Below are 18620 nucleotides of genomic sequence, written 5' to 3' on the forward strand. Positions count from 1 at the left end.
CGCTTTCTTTTGACCGAATTTTTTACGTTCAACCATACGTGGGTCACGTGTTAATAACCCTTCTGGTTTTAATTGTAAACGAAAATCTGCGTCAACTTCACATAAAGCTCTAGAAATTGCTAAACGAATTGCTTCAGCTTGACCAGTGATTCCACCACCAAATACTTTGATATCTACATTGTATTTCTCTTTTGTACCAGTGATTAAAAATGGTTGTTCTACTTTGTATTGTAATACTGCCGTAGGGAAGTAGATTGCTAACTCGCGCCCGTTAATGAAGATTTCTCCATTACCTTCTTGTAAGTATACACGAGCAACAGATGTTTTTCTACGTCCGATTTTATGAACTATTGCCATGGAATTAGATTATAAATATTCGTTAATATCGATTTGTTTTGGTTGTTGAGCTTCGTGATTGTGCTCAGTACCAACAAATACATGTAAATTAGTCAATAATTTACTACCTAATTTATTTTTAGGTAACATTCCTTTTACTGACTTTTCGATTAAGCGTACAGGATCTTTTGCAAAAACTTCTTTCGCAGTTAAAGATCTTTGTCCACCTGGGTAACCTGTGTGACGAATGTATAATTTGTCATCCCATTTGTTACCTGTTAATTGAATTTTGTCAGCGTTTAAAACAATTACATAATCTCCACAATCTGCATGAGGAGTGAAGTTTGTTTTGTGCTTACCTCTGATAAGCTTCGCAACACCTGACGCTAAACGACCTAATGATAAGTCAGAAGCGTCCACAACTACCCATTCTTTCTGAGCAGTTTCTTTGTTGGCTGATGAAGTTTTGTAACTTAACGTGTCCACTATCTTGATTTTTAATATTTTATAAATTACCGACAATCCGATCGGGGTGCAAATGTACAAAATGATTCTGTTTTCCCAAAAGATTTTAGGAATTATTCGTCACTTTGATGGATTTGTACCATTTAGACGGTTGTCAAAACGTTTGCAAAATTACGTTAATTAATTGAATATCCAATATTTTTTTTGCGAATTAGACATTCTATTTAAGCGATTGATTGTTTAAAAATGATTAACAGATTACATAAAAAGAATTCATTTTATCGTTTAATCAATTAAGTATGATGCCAAACAAAATTTAAAAACCGTGCAATTAAAATTTTGAATTGCACGGTTTTTTTATTGTAAGATATCTTATTTTTAACCTCTTGAGAAAGGTAAAATTGTTTGAGTTGTAGAACCTAAACCTTCAATTCCATATTCAATAACATCTCCTGGTTTTAACCAAACTTGAGGTGTTTTTCCCATTCCTGATCCTGCTGGAGAACCTGTAGAAATAATATCTCCAGGTAAGAAAGACATGAATTGAGATAAGTAAGAAATTAATTTAGGAATACGGTAAATAAAATCGCTAGTGTTTCCATCTTGCATTAATTCTCCGTTTAATTTTAACCAAACACGTAAATTATTAACATCCTCGATTTCGTCTTTTGTTGCAATAAAAGGTCCAACAGGTGCAAATGTATCACATCCTTTTCCTTTGTCCCAAGTTCCACCACGTTCTGTTTGGAAAGCACGTTCAGAAATATCATTAATCAATGCATAACCATATACGTGATTCATTGCGTCTTCTTCCGTTACATTATTTGCTTTTTCCCCAATAATAATACAAAGCTCTGTTTCCCAGTCCATTTTTGTAGAACCATTTGGTTGCATAATTCCGTCTTCTGGTCCGTTAAACGATTGATTCGCTTTGATAAACATAATCGGTTCTGCTTGTTGTTGTAAACCTGTTTCTTTTACGTGATCATCGAAGTTAAGACCTACACAAACAATTTTTCCTGGGCGAGTTAAAGGTGTACCAATACGTACATCATCTTCAACTAATGGCAAGCTGTTAATGTTAAGCTCGATATATTTTTGTAAAGTTTCTTGTTTTTCTGTATTTCCAAAAAAATCATCATCATAAATAATTCCTGATGCTGAAACATCGAATTTTTTCTCATCGATGATTACACCTGATTTCTCCTGACCTTTTGGTCCGAATCTAAAAATTTTCATCTTCTTTATATTTTTTCCGCCACAAATATACGACGTATTGTTTTTTGATTAAATAAATAAAAAAAGACATCTGTCATTAACAGATGTCTTATAAAGATAAAAAATAATTATATTTATTTAAAATTATTTAGCAATTCCTCTCGAAATTACAATTTTTTGAATTTCTGATGTTCCTTCGTAAATCTGAGTAATTTTTGCATCGCGCATCATACGTTCTACATGATACTCGCGAACATAACCATTTCCTCCATGAATTTGAACGGCTTCTGAAGCAACTTCGTTCGCTGTTTTAGAAGCAAATAGTTTTGCCATTGCACCAGAAATAGAAATGTCTTTTCCCTCATCTTTCTCAACCGCAGCTTTAAAACATAACATACGAGCAGCTGTAATATTAGTTGCCATATCTGCTAATTTGAATGCAACAGCTTGGTGATTGATGATTTCTGTTTTGAAGGCTTTACGAATTTTTGCATAATCTAACGCTAATTCATAAGCACCTTGTGCAATTCCTAAAGCTTGAGAAGCGATACCAATACGTCCTCCGTTTAAGACATTCATTGCGAAAGCAAATCCAAATCCGTCTTCACCAATACGGTTTTCTTTTGGCACTTTAACATCATTAAAGAACAATGAATGTGTGTCAGAACCACGGATTCCCATTTTTTGTTCTTTTGGTCCAATTTCGAAACCTGCCCATCCTTTTTCTACGATGAAAGCATTGATTCCTTTGTGACCTTTTTCTGGATCAGTTTGAGCGATTACTAAATAAGTAGAAGCTGTTCCACCATTCGTAATCCAGTTTTTTGTACCATTTAATAAATAGTAATCTCCCATATCTACCGCAGTAGTTTTTTGAGAAGTCGCATCAGAACCAGCATCTGGTTCAGATAAACAAAATGCTCCAATCACTTGACCAGAAGCTAATGGTACTAAATATTTTTGTTTTTGATCTTCGTTACAATATTTTTCCATACCAGCACAAACCAAAGAGTTGTTAACTGACATGACAACAGCAGCAGAAGCATCAACTTTAGCGATTTCTTCCATTGCAATGACATAAGAAACGCTATCTAAACCAGATCCTCCGTATTTTGGGTCAACCATCATACCTAAGAATCCAAGTTCTCCCATTTTTTTTACTGCATCAGTTGGGAAAGTAGATGTTTCGTCGCGTTCGATAACTCCTGGTAATAATTCGGCTTTAGCGAAATCACGAGCAGCTTCTTGAATCATTAATTGTTCTTCCGATAATTGAAAATTCATGTGATTATATTATTTATGGTTTTTATTATTTTATGATTATGACTTTAAATTTTTATTCAAATTTTAGAGAAAAAACAAATGCTCTGGTTGATAATGAATTCAAACTTCCTGTCCAATAAGGATCTGTAGAAGGTTTATCAGGAACAATTTCATTATTAAAGAAGAACATACCTTTTAGGGCTGGTGTAAGTTTAAATCGTTTGAAATAAATTTCAACACCAATTTCTGCTTGCCAGTTAAAGTTATTCGTTGTTGTTCTGAAAACTCCAGTAGCGTTATCGTCTTCTTTATTTTCGTTCGATTGTAAATTCATTAGATAACCCAAACCTCCTTGAATATATGGACGTGTATTGAACCAACGATCTCCGTGAAAGTTAAGTAACAATGGGATTTCGATATAAGTAGATTTTACTTCGCGTTTTACATTAGAATCTTCTAAATCTCCTTCGTAAGTACCAGTTGATGTTCCAGCTAAAGGGGCGTTACGAAAATGTAAAATACGTTGTGCAAAATGCAATCCTGGTTCAGACTTTAAGTCGATGTAATCATTCACACGCATTTTAGCGATTAATCCAACAGAGAAACCAGCTTTACTTTCTTGATCTAAATAAACTAAACCGTGTTCATTTACTCCATCATCTTCTGGAATTTGAGGAGCTCCAGGGACAGGGTTAGTTTGTGCTTTAGGAACAATCTTGTAACTCATCATATTAGTTCCCAAGAAATATCCAAAACTAAATTTTTTCTGATCAGTTTCAGTTCTGTTTTCGCTTCTGTCATTATTAGGGCGAAACTGCGCATTTGCAATGCTAGCAACAGTTAACGATAATGCGATGATTAGATTTTTTCTCATAGACTTTCAACGAATAACAAGCAAATTTATTTTATACTTTTATAAATGCTTGCAATACCAAAAGTAAGTTTTTTATCAATAGGTTGTGTAAATTTTACACTTTTCAGAATGTTTTTCATTTCTTCTCCATGTGGAAAAGCACGAACTGAATCTGGTAAATAGGTATAAGCACTTTGATCTTTCGAAACCATTTTACCAATTGCAGGTAAAATATTTTTAGAATAAAATGTGTACAACTGTTTCATTGGAAAAGCTGTAGGATAAGAAAATTCTAAAATAACGAAAGTTCCTCCAGGTCTTAAAACACGATTAATTTCTGCTAAACCTTTCTCTAAGTTTTCAAAATTACGAACACCAAAAGAAACGGTCACACAGTCAAAAGTGTTATCAGGAAAAGGTAAATTTTCCGAATCACCTTGCACCATTTCGATACGATTTTCTAATCCAGCTTCTTTTACTTTTTTGCGACCAACTTCCAACATTCCGTTAGATAAGTCTAATCCAGTAATTTTTGCATCGGTATTTTTACCCATCATAATCGCTAAATCTCCTGTTCCAGTCGCGATATCTAAAATCGTTTTTGGTTGAGAAGCTTTTACCATTTTGATAACATCTTTTCGCCATTGAATGTCGATTCCCATTGATAAAACACGGTTTAATAAATCGTATTTTGGCGAAATATTATCGAACATTTGCTCGACTTGTTTCTTTTTATTTAGATCTGATGCTTCGTAAGGAGTTACTGCATCGTGTTGATGATTTGCCATTTTGTAAAGTTATAAAATCTAAATCTTATTCGTAATTCTCGAAATAAAATTGTTTAAAATCTTCTTTGTTAAATATTTTCGATAAATCAGTTGCTTTCTCGCTTCCACTACTTTTTATGAACATTTTAGGATAATCTTGATCGATGTTATAGTAAAAGTTTTCGATGTATAATTGAGAAGATTTTTCGATAATTCCGTGATAAATCTTGTTATCTATTGCAATATTGTTTGATAAAAAGATAGAATCTTTGTTTTTTCTAACACCATAAGGTCGTGTAAATGTATAATATTCTTGATGCGTTGGATTTATAAAACCATTTGCTCTCGTAATATCTACAACTGTATCTACATTTTTGTTATTAAAACTATAAACGATATGCGCTTTTCCTTTTTTCAAGTCTACTCTTGCATTTTGTTGCGGTGCAATTGTAAAATCTTTATCGTTAATTTTGATTGTCAAGGTTTTGTTTGATGGATTATCAATCACATACCCATCTTTTTTGCTTAGAAAAGTGTTATAAATAACAACGATTAAAGCAGCTAATCCACAGACGATTAAAAGACCAATTAATGAAGGATTTTTTTTCATGCTGCTAAATTAAATATACTTTATTAATTTCGGTATGAGTTATTACATATTTTTCATGACTATTTTAATGAAATGTGTAACTTTGTCGCTATTATTTTTTTATTAAAATTGAACAATATTAATATGATAAACTCTGTAATTACAGGTTCTGGACACTATTTACCGAATAGAATTGTTACGAACGAAGATTTTGTTAACCACGAATTTTATGACGAAAGTGGAAATCGTTTGGATAAAACTGGTGAAGAAATTACGCGTAAATTTGAGGAAATTACAGAAATCAGAGAAAGAAGATATGTAGAAGATGATTTATTAAATTCTGATATCGCAACTTTTGCTGCTAAAAAAGCAATTGAAGAATCTGGTGTTAATCCAGAAGAATTAGATTATATAATCGTTGGGCACAACTTTGGAGATATTGATCCTGTTGGTCATCAAATTGATATCATGCCGTCAATTTCGGCAAAAGTAAAACACAATTTAGGAATCAAAAACCTAAAATGTAAGCCTTATGATATGACATTTGGTTGTCCTGGTTGGATAGAATCATTGATTTTAGGACATCAATTTATTCAAGCAAATATTGCAAAGAAAGTTTTGGTAATCGGTTCTGATACGTTATCTCGTGCTGTAGATCCGCATGATCGTTCTGCGATGATTTTTGCAGATGGAGCAGGAGCAGTTGTTTTGGAAGCGAAAGAAGCTGATTATAAATATGGAATCATCAATCACGAAACGTTAAGTTATACAGGTGATGAATTGGCTTACTTGACAAATGGACGTTCTGCAAATCCAGATTATAAAGGTTCAATCAAAACAATTAATATGAAAGGTCGTAAAGTTTACGAATTCGTATTAAAAAATGTTCCACCAGCAATTAAAGAATTGTTAGATGAAACAAATTTATCAATTACCGATATTGATAAAATTTTATTGCACCAAGCAAATGCAAAAATGGATCATGCAATGATAGAGCGTTTATACAAATTATATGGTGTAGCTGTACCAGAAAAAATTGATCCAATGACAGTTCAATTCTTAGGAAATACATCTGTAGCAACGGTTCCTACAATGTTTGATTTAATCAAAAAAGGAGAATTAGCTCCTCATCAATTTCACGCAAATGATAAAATTATTTTAGCTTCTGTTGGAGCTACAATGAATGTTAATGCAGTGATTTATCAATTCGAAAAATAAAAACAAAAAACACATATACTATTGTGAATACATTCGGAAGACTATTTAAAATTTCAACTTTTGGCGAAAGTCATGGTGTAGCGATTGGAGGTGTAATTGATGGCGTTCCAAGTGGAATCGAATTAGATTTTGATTGGATACAAGCGCAATTAGATCGTCGTAAACCAGGACAATCTGCAATTGTGACACAACGAAAAGAACCAGATACAGTACAATTTCTTTCAGGTATTTTTGAAGGAAAAACAACAGGTGCTTCTATCGGGTTTATTATTCCGAATGATAATCAAAAATCTCACGATTACGATCATATAAAAGACGTTTTTCGTCCTTCTCATGCCGATTTTACATACGAAACCAAATATGGTGTTCGCGATCATAGAGGTGGAGGAAGAACTTCTGCGCGAGAAACGGCTAATTGGGTTGTTGGTGGTGCTGTTGCAAAACATGTGATTCCAAATATCAATATTACAGCTTATGTAAGCGGAGTAGGTGAGTTGAAGTTGGATAATGATTATTCTACATTAGATTTTTCTAAAATTGAAGAAACGGCAGTTCGTTGTCCAGATCTAGAAATGGCAGAAAAAATGATTAATCGTATCAAAGAAATTCGCAAAGAAGGTGATACAATTGGAGGTGAAGTAACTTGTGTTATTCAAAATGTGCCAGTTGGTTTAGGTGAACCAATTTTTGATAAATTGCATGCACGTTTAGGACAGGCGATGATGTCGATAAATGCCGTAAAAGGTTTTGAATACGGCGAAGGTTTTGCTTCTACATCGATGAAAGGTTCAGAAATGAATGATCAATTCAACCAAGATGGAACAACAAGAACCAATTATTCTGGAGGAATACAAGGTGGAGTTTCAAATGGAATGGATATTTATTTTAAAGTTGCTTTCAAGCCAGTTGCGACATTAATGCAAGAACAAACAACGTTGAATGCAGATGGCAAAATGGTAGAAATGCATGGAAAAGGTCGTCACGATCCTTGTGTTGTTCCAAGAGCCGTTCCTATTGTAGAAAGTTTAGCTGCGATGGTTTTGGCTGATATGTTGCTGATACAACGAACAAGAAATATATAAACAAAAAACTCCAACCTTTAAAGTTGGAGTTTTTTGTTATTGTCATTCTGAATGCAGTGTTAACGAAATGAAGAATCTGAGATTTTTCGACAAGCTCGAAAAGACAAGTATTTTTTGTTCTTAATAATTCTTAACCAAAATCCTTCATTTCTTTTCGATAAGTTTCTCCAATTGGTAAAATTTTCTGATTGAGATAAACAGAATTTCCATCAATAGAAGTTAAAAAATCAAGATTGATGATATACGAACGATGAATTCTTTTGAAATGATTTGGTAATTTTTCTTCGAAAGACTTCATGGTTTCTAAGACTAATATTTTTTCAGTTTTGGTATGAATTCGAATATAATCTTTCAAACCTTCAATGTAAATTAAATCTGAAAAATTAATTTTTACTTGCTTTCCATTTGCTTTTACAAACAAATAAGTCGACTGATTTTTAGTTGATGTCGTTTGAAAAAAATCAACATATTTTTTTATAGAGGCATCAAAACGCGTTTTAGTAATCGGTTTTAATAAATAATCAACCACATGAAAATTAAAACTTTCTAAAGCATAATCTTGATAAGCCGTTGTTACGATAAATTTTTGCGAATCATCCAAAATTTTCATCAACTGAATTCCTGTTAATTCGGGCATTTGTATATCCGTAAAAATTAAATCGACTTTATTATTTTTCAAAAAATCGATTGCTTCAAAAACTTCTGTTGTGGCTAACAAAAGATTTAGTTGTTCATTTTCTGTTGCATGTTTTTTTAATAAATCTACAGCAAGTGGCTCATCGTCGATGATAATACAATTAATTTTCGGCATCAAAAGGAATTTTTAAGTAAATATGAAATGTTTCGTGATCATTCCTAATTTCGAATGTATAATTATTTCCAAAATAATAATTCAACCTTTTTTTTAAATTTACGAGCCCAATTCCAGAAGTTTCATCTTTTTGATGTTGATTTATTTTATTAGAAACTGATATTTCGAGAAAAGTAGCATCAGTTTTTAAACTGATTTTGATGGGATGATCTTTTTCTTTTACAACACCATGTTTTAGTGCATTTTCTATAAAGGGCGAAATAATATAAGGATGAATCATTTTTTTTGAATTCTCGATATAAAATTCTTTTTCGATATAAAATCTTTCTCCGTAACGAATTTGTTCCAAATCTAAGTATTGATTGATGTAATCTATTTCTCGTTCAATTTCGATTTTATCTTTATTCGTTTCATAGGTTGTAAAACGCATAATCGAACTCAAATTTTCAATTGCTTTCAATGAATTAGGCGAATTTACACTGACTAAACTGTAAATATTATTGAGTGTATTAAACAAAAAATGAGGATTGATTTGAGATTTTAGAAAATTAATTTCAGCTTCATTCTTTTCTTTTTCAATCTGATTATTTTGTTGTAAAGTATTAATTGAATGTAATGTCATCCATAAAAAAAGTGAAGAAAAAACGATAAAAGATCCGTAATGTAAATTATCATAAATATAATAACTTATTGTAGTTCCTTCAAAATAGTTGATTTTATTAAAAAGAAGATCAGTAATAATTTGTTCAATAAAATATCGAACAGCAATAAATGTTGCAAAGGAATATACTATAGCTAATAATATTGATTTCCAATTGATAGATTTAAAAATTTTTGGCGCAATAATAAAATATATAATGATAGAAACAAATCCTTTAACTAAAAAAATTGTTGAATTAAACAGCTCTATTTCTCCAATGAATGGCTTGTTTTTAGATAAACGAAAGAATCCTTCATTCACATAATTAAGCATAAAATATACAGATAAGAATATGATTAAAATTTTAAGTTCGTTCTTTTTAGAAATTAACTGGATTTCTTTTCTATTTCCCATCTGTTTTTCTGTTTTTTGTAAAATTAGATTGTTTTCTACTTAAAAGAGTTGTGATTCGTCGATAAATCAATAGGGTTGGTCGATAAATTAAAAATATGTTTTTCGAAATGTTTGAGATTTGAATCAGAATTTAAAATTTAACTCAAATGAAAAACTTATTTATTGCAATTGCTACATTTATTGGAACGATGAATTTATCTGCTCAAACAAAATATCAATTTCAAACAAAATTTGATGACGCTATTCCAGTTCTCAATGTAGGGACTTTTCACATGGGGTACACGCCAGATGCTAATTCGACTGATTTTGATGAACATAATAATGAGAACATTCGACAAGTACATGAGATTGCAAAAAAGATTGCAATGTTTAATCCAACGATTATTTTAGTAGAACAGGAGCCTTATAAGAATCTAAGAATAGCAGCTTCTTATACGGAATATTTAAAAAATCCAAAAATGAAATTTGATAAACCGACAGAAATAGAGTTATTAGCTTACGAAGTTGGGCGTTTGAGTGGAGTAAAACAAATTTACGGAATAGATTATCAAAAAGATTATTATTATCCACTTTACTATGCGTTAAAAAATCAACAAGATACCATTACATATAAAAAATATGAAGAGTTATTCTCTTTGAATGAAGAAAAGAATAATATTAATGAGGGTAAAATGGGTGTAGCAGAATTACTTTGGTTAAAAAATCAACCAGATTATTTAGATTCGATGATTAATTATAATGCAGATTTATTAACTACCATTTCAGTTAATGGCTATCCTTTAGGAGCAGAACAAGCAGCAAAGTTTTATGAACGTAATTTATGGATGTTTGCAAATATGAATAATGTACCAATCACAAAAGATGATCGCATTTTTGTACTGATGGGTGCTACGCATACAGCTTTTTTCAAAGACTTTTTAAGGCGGTCTCCAAAGTTTAAAGAAGTAAATAGTTTAGATTATCTAAAATAAGGAATAAAAAAAAACCTCGCAATTGCGAGGTTTTTTTTATGTATAGTTGAATAATAATTATTCTTCTGTAGATGGAGTTTCTTCTGTAGCAACTTCTTCAGATACTTCCTCTTTTTTCGCTTTCTTATCGTTAGCGTAAATTGGGTTATCGAAGTTGAAGAAAGAACCTTCTTCTTTGTTAGCATTAGCTGCTTTTTGAGCATCTAATTTAGCTAATTCTGCTCTTGTTTTAGCAGCTTCTTCAGCAGCTTTAATAGATGCAGCATCTGGTACAATTTCAAATCCGAAATCTACTTCAACCTCTCTGTGGAAACGTACTTTTGCTTCGTATTTTCCTAAACGTTTGATAGTATTTCCAGGGATTTTGATGTTTTTCTTTTCAATTTCAACACCAGCTTTAACTAAAGCTTCTGCTAAGTCAGCGTTGTTGATAGATCCAAATAATTTGTCTCCAGAACCAACTTTAGCGTCNNATTAATGTAGCTTCTTCTGCTTTACGAGCATCTAAAACTTCATTTAATTCTTGTACATTTTTTGGAGTTGCAACTGATGCTAATCCACGAGGGATTAAAAAGTTACGCGCGTATCCAGGTTTTACTGAAACAACTTCAAATTCAAAACCTAAACCTTCTACATCTTGTCTTAAAATTACGTTCATGATATTTTAATATTTAGGTTATTATTTTAATTGATCACCAATAAATGGCATTAATGCTAAGTGACGAGCTCTTTTGATCGCTTTAGAAACTTTTCTTTGGTATTTTAAAGATGTTCCTGTGTAACGACGAGGTAAAATTTTACCTTGCTCATTCACGAATTGAATTAAGAAATCAGCGTCTTTATAGTCAACGTATTTGATTCCAAATTTTTTGAAACGACAATATTTTGAGTTTGATTGTGTTTCGATATCTAAAGGAGATAAATAACGGATTTCTGATTCGCTACCTCCAGCTGCTTTTTTTGCTAAATCGTCAATTGCCATAGCTTTGCTTATTTGTTAGAGTTAGACTTTAATTTTGTTCTACGTTTTTCTGCCCAGTCCATACCGTGTTTGTCTAATTTCACAGTTAAGAAACGGATTACACGCTCATCACGTTTGTAAGCAACTTCTAATTGAGAAACTAACTCGTTATTGTCTGATTTAAATTCTACTAAGTGGTAGAATCCATTTCTTTTGTTTTGAATTGGATAAGCTAATTTTTTTAAGCCCCAGTTCTCTTTTGCTACGATTTCACCACCGTTAGCAGTAACAAAGTCATTGAATTTATTAACTGCTTCCTCTACCTGAGAATCAGATAGAACGGGAGTCAAAATGAAAACAGTTTCGTAATGTGTCATTTTTAACTTCTTTTAAGTTATTATTATACTAAAATTCGAGGTGCAAATATAGGGAGAATAATTTTAATTATACAAATGAATATTTATTGAATTTTTATTAAAACCTTATTTATTGAATATTATCGTTTTATCATATTGATCTTCAAAAAATATTGACTTTTTTTAAAAAAAATTTGCAGTTTAAAAAAAGTAGCTTACATTTGTCAACATAAAAGGCTAATGGCTTTTTCATAGGTTTAGGTTGGTTAAGGTTAAAACCCTCGTTTCTGCGAGGGTTTTCCTTTTTTTTCTAAAAACATCTTCTTAAATTTGGTCATAATAATTAATGTAAAATTTTATGACAACAAAATACAATCCTATTCCAAGCGAGTTATTCGTAAAGAACAGAGCGAAATTTGTAAAAGCAATGAAACCTCGTTCTCTTGCTATTTTCAATTCTAACGATATTTATCCAATTTCTTCAGATTCTACGTTACCGTTTGCACAACATCGTGATATTTTTTATTTATCTGGAGTTGATCAAGAAGAATCTATCTTATTAATTTTTCCTGACGCTTACGATCCTAAATATAAGGAAGTATTATTTGTTCGTGAAACAAACGATCATATTGCAGTTTGGGAAGGAGAAAAATTATCAAAAGCTCAAGCAACAGAAGTTTCTGGAATCAAAACTGTACTTTGGTTACAAGATTTACCAAATGTTTTGCGCAAATTGATGGTAGAAGCAGATAATGTTTATGTAAATAAAAATGAGCATTATCGCGTAACAGAAGCACCTCAAGTAGAAACGCGCGAAGATCGTTTTGTAAAACAATTGAAAGTAGATTATCCTGGACATACTTATTTACGTTCAAATCCTATTTTGCAACGTTTACGTTCTGTAAAAGAACCAGAAGAAATTCAATTGATTCAACAAGCGTGTGATATCACAGAAAAAGGTTTTCGTCGTATTTTAAATTTCGTAAAACCTGGAGTTTGGGAATTCGAAATCGAAGCTGAGTTTGTTCACGAATTTCTTCGTAATCGTTCAAAAGGTTTTGCATACACGCCAATTATTGCGTCTGGAAATAATGCAAATGTGTTGCATTATATTCAAAATAATCAAGAATGTAAAGACGGTGATTTGATTTTGTTTGATGTTGCAGCTGAATATGCAAATTATTCATCAGATATGTCACGTACAATTCCAGTTAATGGAAAATATACAAAACGTCAACGAGAAGTATATGATGCGGTTTTACGTTGTAAAAAAGAAGCAGAAACGATGTTAGTTCCTGGAAATAATTGGTACAAATACCACGAAGAATTAGGAAAAGTTTATACTTCTGAATTGTTAGGTCTAGGTTTGTTGGATAAAGCAGATGTACAAAACGAAGATCCAGCTTGGCCAGCTTACAAAAAATACATGATGCATGGGACATCTCATCACATGGGATTAGATACGCATGATTATGGTTTATTAACTGATGATTTTGTGGCTGGAATGGTTTTCACAAACGAGCCAGGATTCTATATTCCTGCAGAAGGTTTTGGAATTCGTTTGGAAGATGATTATGTAATTCAGAAAGAAGGAAAGCCTTTCAACTTGATGCAAAATATTCCGTTAGAAGCAGAAGAAATCGAAGATTTAATGAATAAATAATCTTTCATTATATTAAATGATAACAAAACAAAAATGGAACTCAATAGTGAGTTCCATTTTTTATTGAATAGGAGTTGAGTTAAAATTTTTATACATATCCTTAATTTGTAATTCCGAGTATATATTAATATTTCTTAATTCTAACTCTTTATAATTTTTAACTTTTTTTGTTTTTATACTTAACGGATAAGCTTCAATGATTTCATAATCAAAAACCTGAGTTGGTTTTTTTGTTATTTTTATTTTTAGAATAAATCCATCTTGAAAAAATAAATCAGAAATACCTAAATTGTTAGGTAGTTGATTAGTTACCCAAATTGTATATGTAGCATCTTGATTTTCCGCTTTATATTGTCTTGTATTAAAATTTAGGATGATAGAATCATTGTTTATTTTTGTCCAAATTAATTTTTGTAATTCCTTTTTTGTAAAAATATTTTTACCTAAAATTGGATACTCTGTGTAACTATTTATACTATCTTTTGAAGAAAATTTGTAAATAGGTCCGCTTCCAAAAGGTTTTATATTAACTTCCAAATTTGAATTTTGCTCATTGTTTATAGAACTCTCATAGACTAATTTTGATGACTTTTTATCATTTGTAAGTGTATAATAACTTGGTTTTGGATTTTGAGTTTTTTGTAAAAAATCTTCACGATTTATATTAGTTCTTTTATCTTCTTTAAATTTATTTAAAGCGAATTCAGAGAATTTTGATTTATATATTACTTCATATTTAATTTCTTCAACTTGTGCTAATACTAAGTTCGAAAGTAGGAATAGAATTAAAAACTTTTTCATTTAATGTTATTTATATGTTGAAAATACAAAAAAAATCCATTTTTAAGAAAATTCTTAATCATTTTCTGGCGCATCATGCGATGGAATGTCATCTAAATCTAACATTTCTTTTGCAAGAGCAATCATACGTGGAGTTCCAGTGTGTTTATTTTTTTCGTCCGAAAGTTTTACAACGCCTGTCCATTTAATATCAATAGAAGAAATTTCGGTTAATTTCATCACGATATTCATAGGTTTTAAATCAGTGTCGTTTGTTAAGTTGGTTCCAATTCCAAATGATAATCCAATTCTTCCTTTGAAAGCTTTTGTAATCATTTCCACTTTTTCTGAATTTAATCCATCCGAGAAAATAATCGTTTTGAATAAAGGATTGATGCCCATTTTTTCGTAATGCGCAATTGTTTTTTCTCCAAATTCAATCGGATCTCCAGAATCATGACGAACGCCATCAAATAATTTAGATAATTTTTTATCAAATTGTCCAAAGAAAACATCCGATGTATAAGTGTCAGTCAAAGCAATTCCTAAATCACCATAATAAACTTTTACCCAACGATCTAAGCTGATTGAATTCGCAATCTTGAATCCGTAACGCGCACCATGAAACATAAACCATTCGTGAGCATGAGTTCCAATTGGTTTTACGCCATATTTATGTGCAAAGTGAACATTAGAAGTTCCGACAAAACTTTTTCCTTTATGGTTTGTTAATTCTTTCATCACGACATCATGAACTTCGTAACTGTGACGACGACGCGTACCAAATTCCGCAATTGTAACGCCAAGACGATTGTATAAATCAACTTTATCGCTTGTACGTTTTGTGATTTCTTCGTTCGAAATGCGTTGAGCATTTGTCAATTTATAGAAAATTTCGCTAATCAAACATAAGATTGGAACTTCCCATAAAATAGTGCGATACCAATATCCTTCTACATGCACTTCTACATCAGTACCGTTTTGGGTGATTTTTACTTCATTTGGATCATAACGATAACCTTGCAAAAAGTCTAAATAAGCAGGACTTAAATAAGGACAGTTCGTTGTGAAAAAATCTTTTTCCTCTTTGGTTAAAGCAAGTGAAGCCATTGCATTGATTTCTTTTTGTAATTCATCCGCAAAACCTTCAGGAAATTGATGTTCGCCTCGGTTGATGAATTTATAGCGAGCCATTACATCTGGATACAATTTTGTAACGCCAAATTGCATGGTGAATTTATAGAAATCGTTATCGATAATAGATTTTATAATACTCATTTTTTAGGTTTAATTCTAATATATTTTGAAATTTAAAGATAAAAAAAAACCATCAATACAGATGGTTTTTGTAAGATTATCTTGTTTTGAAGATAATTATTTTGTTGTTCTTTTTTCGATTTTAGGTAATTCGAAATTGAAAACTATTGTAAGGTCTCTGAATGATGAGTAATCAGATAGTCCTGATCCAGAAACGTAGTATTTATTTCGTGCATAAGCTAAACGAGAAGGTAAAATGATTACACCTTGAAAGTTATACAAATCATTTGTAGAACGGTTTGTAGATTTAAAATGTTTAAGCCCTTCTGCGAAATTTTTCAATTCGACATGTTCTCTTTTTACTCCATTTTTAGCTTCAGTTTCAGTAGGAATGTAGTAATAATAAGTTGGATCTTGAATTGAAGATCCATCACTTACGTTTATTGAGTTCCATCCAGTTAGATAAATTTGACTAACTAAGCCATATTTTCTTTTGTAATCTGTGCTATTTGTAGCTAGGAAAGAGCTTGATTCAATATTTAAATAAATAGAAGTACTATCATTAGAAACAATAGATTCTCCTGTTCCTTTATGATTTGGATTTTCGGCATACCAAATTCCTAAGTTATCTTGTTTTGCTAAAGATTTTAATGTTGGATAAGCATCATCATCGTTTCCTTTTATGGTATCAAACTTTGTAAGTTTTCCATTTTTAGGATTGAAATAATAATCTTCCATATATTGTTGAATCGCTTCATCATCTAAAGCATTACGTTCTTCAACTGGAATTTTAGTTTCTTTATTTACACCATTATCATCATCATTATTACATCCTACTAAAACAGCAGAACATGCAATTAAAGTAACGAAGAATTTCTTTATCATGTTATTTCGATTTATATTGCGAATTTAGAAAAAATATTAGTTTAACCTAACAAATATTCAGTTTTAAATGAGATTAGATAAATTTCTTTGGAGTGTTAGATATTATAAAACGAGATCTTTAGCGGCTGATGCGGTAAAAAAGAATCGTGTAAAAGTGAATGGAGATGTAGCAAAAGCGTCGCGAGATATAATTCCAGGTGATGCGATTGAGGTGAGAAAAGATCAAATTAATTTATCTTTTAAAGTATTGCAAGTGCCAAATAATAGAATTGGAGCTAAATTGTTAACCTTGCATATTGTGGATACAACGCCAAAAGAAGAATATGAAGTGTTAGAGCTTCGAAAGCTTTCGCAAGATTATTATCGTGAAAGAGGAGAAGGTCGACCAACGAAAAAAGATCGCCGAGATTTGGATGATTATTTAGAAGAGGGTGGAGAAGATACTGAAGGTATCATTATAAAAGGAGAAGATTTGGATTAATTCCAAATCTTCTCCTTTTTAAGATGTTTCATAATTTCGTCCAAAATCTCTAATGTACTTTGGTTTGAAATACTGATTGTATATTTTGCCTTTTCATAAAACTGATTGCGCTCAAACAAATGTTTCGCAATAAACTCCATCATTTCTTCATCAGAAAGGTGAGCAATCAAAGGTCGAGTTTCTTTTTTATTTTCCAATCGTTTCACCAATTGCGGTAATTGCACACGCATAAAAAATGAAATTGAATTGTTGGTAATCTCATCCATATTATCGTAATAAACAGGAGTTCCACCGCCCAAAGAAAGCACAATGTTTGTTGAAGTCAGAACTTCTTTTAAGGCTTCTCGTTCTTTTTTACGAAAACCTAATTCGCCTTCTTTTTCAAAAATCTCACTAATTTTTGTTTGATATTTTTGTTCGATAAAATCATCAAGATCAATAAATTCGAAACCCAATGCTTTGGCTAAATCTTTTCCGGTAGTCGATTTTCCGCTACCCATATATCCTACTAAAGAAATAATCATGATTAGTCTACTGGTAAGTCTTCTGAATAAAAAATAGTTAATCTCGCATATCCATCAAACGTATCAATTTGATATGAATACGTATTCTCCAAACGTCTTGCATCATAACGTTCCACATTATAAGTTACTTGATAATCTTCGTTAGTAACGATTGAATTTGAATGATGATATTTAGATTTTGGCGCATCTTTTTTGATTTCTGCTCTATATTGATTCAAGAATTTAATAGGAAAAGAATATGTTAATTTATAAACAATCTCTTGTGAAACCTGTATTGCTGTTATTTTATTCAAAAACATTGTTCCTTGATTATTGTTTTTAATCTTCAAAGAATCTAAACGATCTGAATTTTGAATGTATAAATTTTTTCCAAGTTTAGAAACCTTGAAACAACGATCATTCAATTTTTGATGAATAATCTGTGGTTGATCTTTTATTAATTCCTTTAATTCTTTCAATGCAAAATTAGACAAATGTGCATCTTTTGTTTCCTGATTACAATTGTTTGCATATTCAGAATCGGGTACGTCTGCCTCTGGGTTGTCAGATTTTTTACACGACACTATCGAAAACAAAGCAATAATAATATATAGTATATTCTTCTTCATTCTAAAATTTCAATCTTTAAATAGCGTTCCGAAAATAATTTCGGTTCACATAGATTTAGATTTGCTGGATGACAAATATAGTATATAAATCATTTATCAAATATATAAAATGATGTTTCTATGGCTTATTTTTTCAGTTTTCTTATCCGAAATTCTATCTTTCAAAAAAAAACTAAAAATTTATCTAAATTTAAGTTCTTAAAACCGAAATGATTAATTAATAAATTGTAAAAAACTTCACAAAACGTTTGTTAAATTAGTATTAAACGCCCTATATTTGCACTCGATTTAAGAAACCGACCTGGTAGCTCAGTTGGTAGAGCACAACACTTTTAATGTTGGGGTCCTGGGTTCGAGCCCCAGCCAGGTCACTTAGTCAAAACGTTCTTTTTTATATAAAAAAATAAAAACGTCTTTCGTTTTGTAAACTCAGATATAATCGTATATTTGCAGTCCGAAAAAACGGAGACCTGGTAGC

The 18620-nt window shown here is 31.2% G+C and carries 21 protein-coding genes, 1 tRNA gene and 1 pseudogene; 6 read left to right on the forward strand and 17 right to left on the reverse strand.

Features of this window, described 5'->3' with window-relative positions; translation table 11 throughout:
* The 7 genes from rpsI to B3R94_RS11580 all read right to left on the reverse strand — a co-directional run.
* On the reverse strand, positions 1–357 hold a 357-nt coding region (rpsI, locus tag B3R94_RS11550), incomplete at its 3' end, for a 30S ribosomal protein S9 (RefSeq protein ID WP_291100921.1).
* Positions 358–366: 9 nt separating this feature from the next.
* Complete coding sequence (rplM, locus tag B3R94_RS11555) at positions 367–822, reverse strand: 50S ribosomal protein L13 (RefSeq protein ID WP_038334665.1); 456 nt, start codon at positions 820–822, stop codon at positions 367–369.
* A gap of 357 nt (positions 823–1179) precedes the next feature.
* Positions 1180–2040 carry a fumarylacetoacetate hydrolase family protein gene (locus tag B3R94_RS11560; protein ID WP_180904968.1) on the reverse strand — a complete coding sequence of 287 codons (861 nt, stop codon included), beginning with the start codon at positions 2038–2040 and terminating at the stop codon, positions 1180–1182.
* Between the two features lie 123 nt (positions 2041–2163).
* On the reverse strand, positions 2164–3303 hold the full coding sequence (locus B3R94_RS11565) for an acyl-CoA dehydrogenase family protein (RefSeq protein ID WP_219033597.1): 1140 nt from the start codon (positions 3301–3303) through the stop codon (positions 2164–2166).
* Between the two features lie 52 nt (positions 3304–3355).
* Positions 3356–4156: a porin family protein gene (locus B3R94_RS11570; RefSeq protein WP_038334485.1), complete on the reverse strand. Its 801-nt coding sequence runs from the start codon at positions 4154–4156 to the stop codon at positions 3356–3358.
* A 26-nt stretch (positions 4157–4182) separates the two neighbouring features.
* The gene (gene ubiE, locus B3R94_RS11575) at positions 4183–4923 is read right to left on the reverse strand and encodes a bifunctional demethylmenaquinone methyltransferase/2-methoxy-6-polyprenyl-1,4-benzoquinol methylase UbiE (RefSeq protein WP_038334486.1); all 741 of its coding nucleotides are present in this window, start codon (positions 4921–4923) and stop codon (positions 4183–4185) included.
* Positions 4924–4948: 25 nt separating this feature from the next.
* A complete protein-coding gene (locus B3R94_RS11580; RefSeq protein WP_038334487.1) occupies positions 4949–5512 on the reverse strand; it encodes a hypothetical protein in 564 nt (187 codons plus the stop codon).
* Between the two features lie 123 nt (positions 5513–5635).
* Here B3R94_RS11580 and B3R94_RS11585 point away from each other — a divergent pair, with 123 nt between their 5' ends.
* Both B3R94_RS11585 and aroC read left to right on the forward strand, forming a co-directional pair.
* On the forward strand, positions 5636–6709 hold the full coding sequence (locus tag B3R94_RS11585; RefSeq protein WP_038334667.1) for a 3-oxoacyl-ACP synthase III family protein: 1074 nt from the start codon (positions 5636–5638) through the stop codon (positions 6707–6709).
* Positions 6710–6732: 23 nt separating this feature from the next.
* Positions 6733–7791, forward strand: a complete 1059-nt coding sequence (gene aroC, locus B3R94_RS11590; protein ID WP_115001405.1) for a chorismate synthase — start codon at positions 6733–6735, stop codon at positions 7789–7791.
* Between the two features lie 130 nt (positions 7792–7921).
* On the opposite strand, the gene B3R94_RS11595 is transcribed toward aroC, so the two are convergent.
* Both B3R94_RS11595 and B3R94_RS11600 read right to left on the reverse strand, forming a co-directional pair.
* Positions 7922–8602 (reverse strand): LytR/AlgR family response regulator transcription factor, encoded by a 681-nt coding sequence (locus B3R94_RS11595; protein ID WP_291100924.1) that lies wholly within the window; start codon positions 8600–8602, stop codon positions 7922–7924.
* Positions 8589–9656 (reverse strand): sensor histidine kinase, encoded by a 1068-nt coding sequence (locus B3R94_RS11600; protein WP_291074986.1) that lies wholly within the window; start codon positions 9654–9656, stop codon positions 8589–8591. The genes B3R94_RS11595 and B3R94_RS11600 overlap by 14 nt, the downstream gene beginning before the upstream one ends.
* A 146-nt stretch (positions 9657–9802) precedes the next feature.
* Here B3R94_RS11600 and B3R94_RS11605 point away from each other — a divergent pair, with 146 nt between their 5' ends.
* Entirely contained in the window at positions 9803–10627 is an 825-nt protein-coding gene (locus B3R94_RS11605; RefSeq protein ID WP_291074984.1) for a DUF5694 domain-containing protein, read from the forward strand.
* A 210-nt stretch (positions 10628–10837) separates the two neighbouring features.
* Here B3R94_RS11605 and rplI read toward each other — a convergent pair.
* The 3 genes and pseudogenes from rplI to rpsF all read right to left on the reverse strand — a co-directional run.
* Positions 10838–11285, reverse strand: a pseudogene (rplI, locus tag B3R94_RS11610) (50S ribosomal protein L9); the annotation flags it as partial.
* A 21-nt stretch (positions 11286–11306) separates the two neighbouring features.
* The gene (rpsR, locus tag B3R94_RS11615; protein ID WP_019976570.1) at positions 11307–11609 is read right to left on the reverse strand and encodes a 30S ribosomal protein S18; all 303 of its coding nucleotides are present in this window, start codon (positions 11607–11609) and stop codon (positions 11307–11309) included.
* Between the two features lie 8 nt (positions 11610–11617).
* Entirely contained in the window at positions 11618–11965 is a 348-nt protein-coding gene (gene rpsF / locus B3R94_RS11620) for a 30S ribosomal protein S6 (RefSeq protein WP_038334492.1), read from the reverse strand.
* A 337-nt stretch (positions 11966–12302) separates the two neighbouring features.
* On the opposite strand from rpsF, the gene B3R94_RS11625 reads away from it, so the two are divergent.
* Complete coding sequence (locus tag B3R94_RS11625) at positions 12303–13607, forward strand: aminopeptidase P family protein (protein ID WP_180904959.1); 1305 nt, start codon at positions 12303–12305, stop codon at positions 13605–13607.
* Between the two features lie 60 nt (positions 13608–13667).
* Here B3R94_RS11625 and B3R94_RS11630 read toward each other — a convergent pair whose 3' ends face one another.
* From B3R94_RS11630 to B3R94_RS11640, 3 genes are all read right to left on the reverse strand, one after another.
* Entirely contained in the window at positions 13668–14408 is a 741-nt protein-coding gene (locus B3R94_RS11630; protein WP_291100927.1) for a hypothetical protein, read from the reverse strand.
* Between the two features lie 54 nt (positions 14409–14462).
* Positions 14463–15665 carry a nicotinate phosphoribosyltransferase gene (gene pncB / locus B3R94_RS11635; RefSeq protein ID WP_291100930.1) on the reverse strand — a complete coding sequence of 401 codons (1203 nt, stop codon included), beginning with the start codon at positions 15663–15665 and terminating at the stop codon, positions 14463–14465.
* A 96-nt stretch (positions 15666–15761) separates the two neighbouring features.
* Positions 15762–16529 carry a hypothetical protein gene (locus B3R94_RS11640; protein WP_291100933.1) on the reverse strand — a complete coding sequence of 256 codons (768 nt, stop codon included), beginning with the start codon at positions 16527–16529 and terminating at the stop codon, positions 15762–15764.
* 67 nt (positions 16530–16596) lie between these two features.
* Here B3R94_RS11640 and B3R94_RS11645 point away from each other — a divergent pair, with 67 nt between their 5' ends.
* On the forward strand, positions 16597–17010 hold the full coding sequence (locus B3R94_RS11645; RefSeq protein WP_038334500.1) for an RNA-binding S4 domain-containing protein: 414 nt from the start codon (positions 16597–16599) through the stop codon (positions 17008–17010).
* On the opposite strand, the gene B3R94_RS11650 is transcribed toward B3R94_RS11645, so the two are convergent.
* Complete coding sequence (locus tag B3R94_RS11650; protein WP_291100936.1) at positions 17007–17534, reverse strand: shikimate kinase; 528 nt, start codon at positions 17532–17534, stop codon at positions 17007–17009. The two genes, B3R94_RS11645 and B3R94_RS11650, sit on opposite strands and share 4 nt — an antisense overlap.
* Positions 17535–17536: 2 nt before the next feature.
* A complete protein-coding gene (locus B3R94_RS11655; RefSeq protein ID WP_115001390.1) occupies positions 17537–18142 on the reverse strand; it encodes a hypothetical protein in 606 nt (201 codons plus the stop codon).
* A 298-nt stretch (positions 18143–18440) separates the two neighbouring features.
* On the opposite strand from B3R94_RS11655, the gene B3R94_RS11660 reads away from it, so the two are divergent.
* Positions 18441–18513 (forward strand) — tRNA-Lys (locus B3R94_RS11660).
* Positions 18514–18620: the final 107 nt, after the last annotated feature.

It is taken from the genome of Empedobacter sp. UBA7611, from assembly GCF_002484365.1.
GTDB lineage: Bacteria > Bacteroidota > Bacteroidia > Flavobacteriales > Weeksellaceae > Empedobacter > Empedobacter falsenii_B.